Raw genomic sequence first — 9,498 nt, forward strand, 5'->3', positions numbered from 1 at the left:
TATGTTGTATGATTTACTCCATCTGTAATACTATTTATAACCACACAAAGGTAATTTTATCTAATAATGCATTATTACAGGTTATGAATATATTTTTAGATAATACTTTTATGAAGGGTAAAGTCATTTCTGTCTCAATCTAATAAATCCAAGTAGTGCGTTTTTTAGGTTAATACATTCTAATTGAAAGTATAAGTACAATTACTAAAGCTATTTAAAAACAAATTATTGATGACTAAATATATCTCTATAATCTCCATACTAATTATTTTTATTAGCTGTACATCAAAAACAGAAAAAAGGATTATTACCAATCTGCAGTCTCCTGATCAACAAAACAAATTTTCTTTTGTTGTAGATAGCAGTGGGGTTCTATTCTATAATGTCCAGCATAATGATGTAGAGTTTATAAAAAAATCAGCTTTAGGTTTTGAATTACAGAAACATTCTTTAAAAAATAATTTTAAAATTCTTTCTTCTGAAGAATCCACTCATGATACGCAATGGAAAACAGTCTGGGGACAAAGAGAAACAGTAAGAGATTATTATAATGAACTTACTTTACATCTAAAACAAAAAGAAACAAACCTATTATTAGATGTAGTTGTAAGAGCATATAATGATGGTATTGCTTTTAGATACGTATTTCCAAAACAAGAAAATTTAAAAGATTTTATCATAATGGATGAACTTACAGAATTTGATTTTGTAGATGATTATAAAGCATGGTGGAATTTTGCGGATTATGATAATTATGAAAAAGAGTACTACAACTCTCCTATTAGTAAAATTGGAGATAGTATTCAGTTTTGGAGAAGACCAGGTAAAGAAGAACGAGCTAATATGGCTAATACTCCAACCACCATTGAGGTTAACGACAATCTGGTTATTAGTATTCATGAAGCCGACCTAACCGACTATGCGGGAATGAACTTACTAAACACATTAGATAACTCTAAACTAAAAGCCCATCTTACTCCTTGGTTAAACGGAGATTTAGTAAGAGCAAAAACGCCTTTTCAATCTCCATGGAGAACCATTCAGATTTCAGAAAATGCCGGAGGACTGGTGGAGTCTGATATGATTATGAATCTAAATCCTCCCAATGCATATGAAGACACCAGTTGGATAGAAACGTATAAATATATTGGTATTTGGTGGGAACTACATATTGGAAAAACCGCGTGGGCAGAAAAAACTCAATTTGGCAGACCCATTACAAAGCCACATGGTGCCAATACCAAAAATGCAAAATATCATATTGACTTTGCTGCTAAACACGGAATTTCAGATGTTCTAATTGAAGGATGGGATAAAGGTTGGGATGATATGGAAGGATCATGGACAGGATATGGCATATTTGATTGGAAAACATCTACAGATGACTTTAATATTGAGGAAGTGTGCCATTATACCAAAGAAAAAGGAGTACGCATGATGATGTACCATGAAACAATATCTGATATTGATCATTATGAACCCGCTATGGATGAATTGTACAAAATGTGTAGTGATCTTGGCATTAAAACAATCAAAGTAGGATATACCGGTGATGTTAACTATGATACAGAGAAAAAGACATATAAACAGCATCACCATGGACAATATATGGTTCGCCACTACAAAAAAATGGTTCAGAAAGCGGCAGAATACAAACTCATGATTGTAAATCATGAACCCATTAAGTTTACAGGAGAACAAAGAACGTATCCAAATCTTATGGCTCGAGAAGGTGTTCGAGGACAAGAATATAATGCCTGGAGCAAAGGAAATCAACCAGAACATGGTGTTGTATTACCTTTTACCCGAATACTAGGAGGCCCAATTGATTATACTCCGGGAGTTTTTAAGATGTTCTTAGGCAAGAGAGATTGGAGCGAAGTACCATTTAGAGTAAAAACAACAATTTGTAAACAGTTAGCATATTACCTAACTATGTATAGCCCAATGCCCATGGCAGCGGATTTGCCAGAAAACTATGAAGGTAATGCCGCTTTTCAATTTATCAAGGACGTTCCTACAGATTGGTCAAATTCTAAAGTTTTAAATGGGAAGATTGGAGATTATTATACCGTAGTAAGACAAGAAAAAGGAACTGATAATTGGTATTTAGGAAGTATTAGTGATGAAAATGGCCGTAATCTAGATATTGATTTATCTTTTCTATCTAAAGACAAAACCTATGAAGCTACCATTTATGCCGATGCAGAAGATGCACACTGGTTAGAAAATCCAGAAATCTTTGAAGTTACCAAAAAGCAAGTTACCTCTAAAAATAAAATGACTTTAAAACTGGCTCCCGGAGGAGGACAAGCCATCGCATTTAAAGAAATAAAATAACAAATATTATAGTAATCTAATCTCGGTCTTTTAATACATCATAAAAGACCAAGATAATTACATCACATATCAAGTATTCAACAATGAAATCATTATCAATAATAGTTCTCTTATTTTTTATTACTCTAAATATCCAAGCACAATACGCCAATGACTGGGAAAACCCATTGGTTGTTCAGAAAAACAGAGCCCCATCAAGGGCTACCCTGTACTCCTACCCTACTATTGAGCAAGCCAAAACTTTGGACAGAGAGAATTCTCCCTGGTACAAGTCACTAAATGGAATATGGAAATTTAACTGGGTACATAAACCTGCAGATGCTCCTAATGATTTTTATAAAGAAGACTATGATGTGTCTAAATGGGATGATATCAATGTACCGTCCTGTTGGGAGATGAAAGGGTATGGAAAGATGACTTATGTAAATTCGGGATATCCATTTCCTAACAACCAACCTTATATAGATCATAATCATAATCCAGTAGGTTCATATAAACGCACAATTACTATACCCAATGATTGGGAAGATAAAACGATACTTATAAATTTCGGAGGAGTATTAAATGCTTATTATTTGTATGTCAATGGGCAAGAAGTAGGATATAATCAAGGGAGTTATACGACTTCAGAATTTGACATCACCAAATACATCAAAAAAGGAAAGAACACTATTGCTGTAAAAGTATATCGCTGGAGTGACGGTGCATATTTAGAAGATCAGGACAATTGGCGAATGAGTGGTATTTTTAGAGAGGTATTCCTACAGGCCTGGCCCAAAATTGCGATTTCCGATGTGTTTGTACAAACGCCATTAGATGAAAATTATAAAAATGCTAAACTCAAACTCAGACCCAAATTAAATATTGCTCCCGATGTAAAAATAGATGGCTATACCGTAAAAGCAACTTTATTAGATGGTGAAAAAGCAGTGTTAGAAAAGCCTTTAGAAATTTCAGCAAAAAAGATAGTTGACGAATGGTATCCGCAAACAGACAATGTATATTTTGCTTTATTGGAAACAGAGGTTACTAATCCAAAAAAATGGAGTGCAGAAAACCCTAATAGGTATACATTAATATTGACTTTAGAAAAGGAAGGAAAAGTAGTTCAAGCAACTAGTACAAAAATTGGCTTTAGACAAATAGATGTTAAAGATGGAGTATTACTTGTAAATGGAAAACGCATAATCATGTATGGAGTCAACAGACATGATCATAGCCCAACAGGTGGTAAAACTGTAAGCCGCGAAGAAATGCTTGAAGATATTACTATCCTGAAACAAAATAACATGAACCTGATACGTACTTGTCACTATCCTAATGATCCATACCTTTATGACCTTTGCGACGAATTGGGTATCTATGTTATGGATGAGGCCAATCTAGAATCACATGGATTGCGTGGGGAACTATCTAACCGACCAGAATGGTCATACTCATTTTTAGATAGAGCAATAAAAATGGTAGAGCGAGATAAAAACCATCCATCAATTATATTTTGGTCCTTAGGAAATGAATCTGGCACTGGTCCAAATCACGCTGCAATGTCTGGATGGGTTAAAAATTACGATCCTACCCGTTTGGTTCATTCTGAAGGTGCTCAGGGAGATCCAACCGATCCAAAATATATTAAGCAAGGAGATATGGATAATTTGACCAATATTCTAAACCCAAGAGACAGATCATATGTAGATGTTATTAGTAGAATGTATGCTCCTGCAAAAACTCTAAGAAAATTTGCCAAAGACCCTAATGATAATCGCCCAATTATAAACTGTGAATTTATGCACTCCATGGGAAATTCGTTAGGAAGTCTTAAAGAATATTTGGATGACGCTCGTAGTAATCCCAGAATTATTGGAGGTGCAATTTGGGATTATATAGATCAAGGTATTCTATTAAAAAATAAGAAAGGAGAATCGTATTGGGGATATGGAAATGATCCCAATGAAAACTTTGGGTTTGATCCTCGTCGTTTTAATTTTTTGATTAACGGAATTATTAATCCTGATAAAAGTCCAAAACCAGCATTATACGAATGTAAAAAAGTGTTTCAACCCATCGAGTTTTCTGCAGTACCTAATAACGAATTTAGCATAAAAGTTAAGAACTGGCATCACTTTACAAACCTAAAAGAGTATCAGTTTAACTGGTCATTAAAAGCCAACGGAAAAACAATACAAGTAGGTAAATTATCAGAACTAAATATTGAACCTACATCCGAAAAAATAATTAAGATTCCTGTAGATAACTTTACTAAAGAAGCCAATATTGAATATAGTATTCGTATTAATGCTGTTTTAAAAGACAAAACTATGTTTGCAGATGCTGGGTATGAAATCGCATGGGAAGATTTTGTATTATCAAAATTAACTTCAGAAATAAAAGAAACACCTAGCAACGTAACATTTGTAGAAAACGAAGAATATATTGTAGCTACTACAGCCAAATATGAAATCAAAGTCGATAAAAAAACAGGTTTTATCACTTCATATGAGTCTAATAAGAAATCTATGATTTTGTCCCCTTTACAGCCCAATTTAGTTCGTGCATCTACAGATAATGATAGAGCTCGTGGAAATAAGATTGTGAAAGACGCACAACAATGGAAATCATTCTCAGAAGACCTTTCTATTAAAAAGATTAGCACTCAAAAAAGCCAAAAATCAATTATAGTTGAAGGTACTTCTACTTTTGATTCAAAATTTGAATTTACTTACCGTTTCCTAGAAAACGGAGTCAAAGTCAGTTTCAAAATAAACAAACCAGATACCGCACCACTATTCATTCGTTTAGGAATGCAGACTACAATTCCAAAACAATTCAAAAATACCAGTTATTATGGCAAAGGTCCATATGAAAATTATTGGGATAGAAAAGAAAGTGGGAAATTGGAGTTACATACTTGTGAAACTGACAAATTAGCCTTTGATTATATTTATCCACAAGAAAATGGAAATAGAAGCGATGTACGGTATGTAGATTTTATCAGCGAGCAGCAGCAATCTTTACGAATAAAAGGGTTTCCAACCATTGATTTTTCTATTTGGCCATATTCACAACAAAACTTAGAAGAAGCCACACATACCTATGATCTAAAAAATGAGGATTTTTTTACATTAAATATCGATTATAGACAATTGGGTGTTGGTGGAGATGATAGTTGGAGTCAAAAAGCGATAGCACAACCCGAGTATAGACTAGACAAAAACGAATATGATTATTCATTTTTGTTTTCTGTACAATAATCCTTTTGTAATTGGAAAATCCAATTATCTCAAACTTCATTCTGCTTTTAACAGTACTGGAAGTATTAATTCAAGATCAGGTTAAAGGAATGTTTAATAAATATCCCTTTAACCTGATATTAGCCTCTAAGAATGAATTTTATTTTTAGAGGATACTAAAATCCCTCACATTAAAATGGCACTATCAACCTTTAATTGTAGTTATAAGTTTCTACTCGGTGTCTTTGTATCTCTAATTTTGGTATAACTCAAAAACATTCTGTTAATTCTCTCTTTATATTTAGGTAAATTAATCAAGTTATCTGCTTCTTTTTCGCCAGGGGATGTATTTAGATTAAAGAGTGCTATGGGTTTTATTTCTTCCTTTTTATATTTAACTATTAATTTCCACTCCCCTTCTCTATACGCTACGTTTTTGGCAGTTCCCCCTTGAATTAATAATACCTTTCTTGAGCTTTTTTCTGAATTTTCTAAAAACACAGGTAACAAATTTGCAGAATCCATAGCCTGATTTTTAGACAATTTTTTATTTGATATGGCAGCTATTGTTGCCATAATATCTGTGCCCGATACTAATGCACTTGATTTTGAATTTGGTTTTATCTTATCCGGCCAAACAACAATAAAAGGAACCCGATGTCCTCCTTCATAAATTTGATTTTTTCCGCCACGGTAAATATCACTAGGTCTGTGTCCTGTTGCCAACGTTTCTTTAAAAGGCAAACCCCCATTATCCGATGTAAAAATGATTACTGTATTTTCATAAACACCTTTTTTCTTCAATGCATCAACAAGCATTGCCATTTGAGCATCCAGTTCTGCAATCATATCAAGATGATATACAGGAGTAGTACCCTTAATTTTTTTACCATTAAGTGACTCAGAAGGTGTATGTGGCTTATGGACTGCTTGCGTACAGTAATACATAAAGAAAGGTTTTTCTGTACTTGCTCTATTAATATAATCAACTGCTTTATTAATTAAAAGAGGCCCCATATCAAAGGGATTCCACTCGGTGTCTCCCAAACCTTCATCCTTATCAAGTTTTACTTTTAATTTATCCATCTTTTTCTGAGTAATTAAACCAATCTTAGAATTTTTATTTAAAGGAAACCATTTTTCATTTTCATAAACTGTATAAGGAACATCTTGTATTCCTGCAGGATACATAAAGCTATAATCAAATCCATTTTGTTTTGGACCCGAACTTATTATTTGGGTTACATCAACATCTGTTTGAGTTTTCCAACGAGGTCCTCTATAAATTTCTGTTGTACTTCCTTTACGGTACCAATCACCTCCCATATGCCATTTTCCAAAAAAAGCAGTATTATAATCTGCTTGTCTCATTAATTTCCCCATAGTTAAATCAGTCTCTTTAATAGGTGATTTTTCATAAGACCCCCAAACACCCCAAGGTGCATAGCTATGGTATGTATTATTTCCTGTCATTATACTATAACGAGAAGGTGCACACAGCGCAGTAGGAGAATGGGCATCTGTAAATGCCATTCCTTCTTGCATTAATTGATCTATTTGTGGAGTTTCTACTATAATTTTTTTTGAATGCATTCTTCTATAACCAGATATATCTCCTAAACCAATATCATCAGCCAAAATCACAATTACATTTGGTTTCTTTGGTTTAACCTGAGAAAAAGCTTCCAAAGAAGATAAGACAATTAATATGCTAATAAAAAATCTACTTTTCATGATCTATATATATTTTAATCAACAAATTAATTCAAAAAAGCAGATAAGGTTATGAGTAATGTGTTTTTCTGTTGTTCTTTTAATCAAATAAAGAGAATATTAATCAATACTCATTAAGAAATTAAAGTCAACGACTACTCTATGTTCATTTTAAAAGTAGAACTTATAAAAATTCTTTATTTAAAAAACTTTTTAATGTAAACCAAAATCATACAACATAAGGTTTTACTCATTTGTTATACCTACATTTCGAATCTATTAAGATTTTAGCAAAATTAATTACTAAGAAATAGTGAATGACTTTTGTTAAAACAATTTGTACTGCATTTTTAATCTTGTTTACCACTACTAGTTTAATGGCTCAAAACCCATTGGTAACACATATATATACTGCAGACCCGACAGCTCGTGTTTTTGATGATATACTTTATATTTATCCATCTCATGATGTCGAAGGTTGTACAGAAGATCAAGGATCCAATGGTTTCTGTATGCCAGATTATCATATTTTTTCTACAACAGATATGATAAACTATAAAGATCATGGTGTCGCTTTAGATCAAAATGATGTTCCCTGGGGAGCTAAAGATACGTTTGGAATGTGGGCTCCAGATTGTATTAAAAAAGGGAGTAAATATTACTATTATTACCCAGGAATACCTGCAGACAAAAGTGCATTAAGACGTATCGGCGTTGGTGTTTCTGATAACCCTACAGGACCTTTTAGTTGGGAAAAAAATTATATAAAAGGAATTCAAGGTATTGATCCAAATCCATTTGTAGACGATGATGGAAAAGCATATATCTATTATGGAGGAGGAAAAGGTACCGGAGCTTTAAAAGTAGCTCGACTAAAAGATAATATGACCGAAATACAAGGTCAACCAGAAAATATTATAGGAATTCCTGAAGAGGGATATAGAGAAGCCTCATTTATGTTTAAAAGAGAAGGAATCTACTATTTCTCTTGGGGTCGTGTAAATCAAAATAATTATGAAATAGAATATGCTACTAGCGATAATCCTATGGGTCCTTTCAAGTTTCAAGGGGTAATTATGCCAAATATAGATAATGGAACAAATCATCACTCTATAGTTGAATACAAAGGAAAATGGTATCTATTTTATCATTATTGGTCATTAAGCAATCACAATAGATTAAGATCAATGAGAGCAGATGAAATTGTATTTAACAAAAACGGAAGTATTGTTCCAAAAGTCGCCACTTTACGTGGAATTGGAACACCAAAAGCGGGTGACCTTATTCAATTAGATCGCTACAACGATCTGGTTAATGCTAAAATCAGCTTATTAAAAGATCAACCCACAAAAGGTTGGCAAATAGATTATATTAAAGAATATGGTTGGGTCCAATTTGACAATGTTCTTTTTGAAAAAGGAAAGCAAAATAAACTGACAGCTCGGGTCGCTAGTGGTTCTAAAGGAGGAATTATGGAAATACGAGTTGATAACCCAAGAGGTCTTTTACTAGCAAAAGTACAAGTTGAAAATACTGGCGGATGGGATTCTTGGAAGGAAATTACTGTACCTTTTATAAATCAAACCAAAGGTGTGAAAAATTTATTTGTCACTTTTAAAGGTTCTAAAGGATATTTATATAATATAGATTGGATTAAGTTCGAATAGACATTAAATATAACCATTATTAGTATTTTTTATTCTCAATGAATCAAATACTAAAAAACTACGAATTAAAAACAATAGTTCACTCCATTAGGTAAATTCATATCAAATTAACACAAAAACGGATAGGTTTTTCTTTTTCTTAACGCCAATAAGGCTATTAACCCTATCTTTTTACAAATCATTAAACACATAGTAATTATATAGTGGTTTCATCATTATAATATTTACGTTTTTTTTATTTTAATATATTCTATCGTTGTCTATTTGAATTAGTAAAGTTTAATCCAATAAAAATCTTTACTTTTCTATTTATTTAATGAAACACTTATATATTTTTCTCGTCATTATAAAGTATTGTCGAAGACTACATATTTCATTATAATAATAAATGTCTTCTTTCATTATGATATGAATATGTATTCAATAACCCGTTGTGCATTTAGTTAATATTAATTTTTAGGTTGTTTATATTTCTGTTGAATTCAAACCTATTGATATATTGAATAATGGTCATTGCTGTGATCTTTGATAAGATTCTATTTTTAAATCCC

General features: G+C 32.4%; 4 protein-coding genes and 1 pseudogene. 3 read left to right on the forward strand and 2 right to left on the reverse strand.

What is annotated here, in order from left to right:
- Positions 1–231 precede the first annotated feature (231 nt).
- Positions 232–2,340 carry a glycoside hydrolase family 97 protein gene (locus FOF46_RS25400; protein WP_143918404.1) on the forward strand — a complete coding sequence of 703 codons (2,109 nt, stop codon included), beginning with the start codon at positions 232–234 and terminating at the stop codon, positions 2,338–2,340.
- A gap of 83 nt (positions 2,341–2,423) precedes the next feature.
- Entirely contained in the window at positions 2,424–5,588 is a 3,165-nt protein-coding gene (gene lacZ, locus FOF46_RS25405; RefSeq protein WP_143918405.1) for a beta-galactosidase, LacZ type, read from the forward strand.
- A 201-nt stretch (positions 5,589–5,789) separates the two neighbouring features.
- Here the strand turns inward: lacZ and FOF46_RS25410 are convergent, their stop codons facing one another.
- On the reverse strand, positions 5,790–7,301 hold the full coding sequence (locus FOF46_RS25410) for a sulfatase family protein (protein WP_143918406.1): 1,512 nt from the start codon (positions 7,299–7,301) through the stop codon (positions 5,790–5,792).
- 296 nt (positions 7,302–7,597) lie between these two features.
- Between FOF46_RS25410 and FOF46_RS25415 the strand changes: the two genes are divergently transcribed.
- Positions 7,598–8,947, forward strand: coding sequence for a family 43 glycosylhydrolase (locus FOF46_RS25415; RefSeq protein WP_143918407.1), 1,350 nt, complete (start codon positions 7,598–7,600; stop codon positions 8,945–8,947).
- Positions 8,948–9,386: 439 nt separating this feature from the next.
- On the opposite strand, the pseudogene FOF46_RS32725 reads toward FOF46_RS25415, so the two are convergent.
- Positions 9,387–9,498 (reverse strand): annotated as a pseudogene (locus FOF46_RS32725) (IS982 family transposase); the annotation flags it as partial.

This window comes from Aquimarina algiphila, assembly GCF_007489275.1.
In the GTDB taxonomy this organism is placed as follows: domain Bacteria; phylum Bacteroidota; class Bacteroidia; order Flavobacteriales; family Flavobacteriaceae; genus Aquimarina; species Aquimarina algiphila.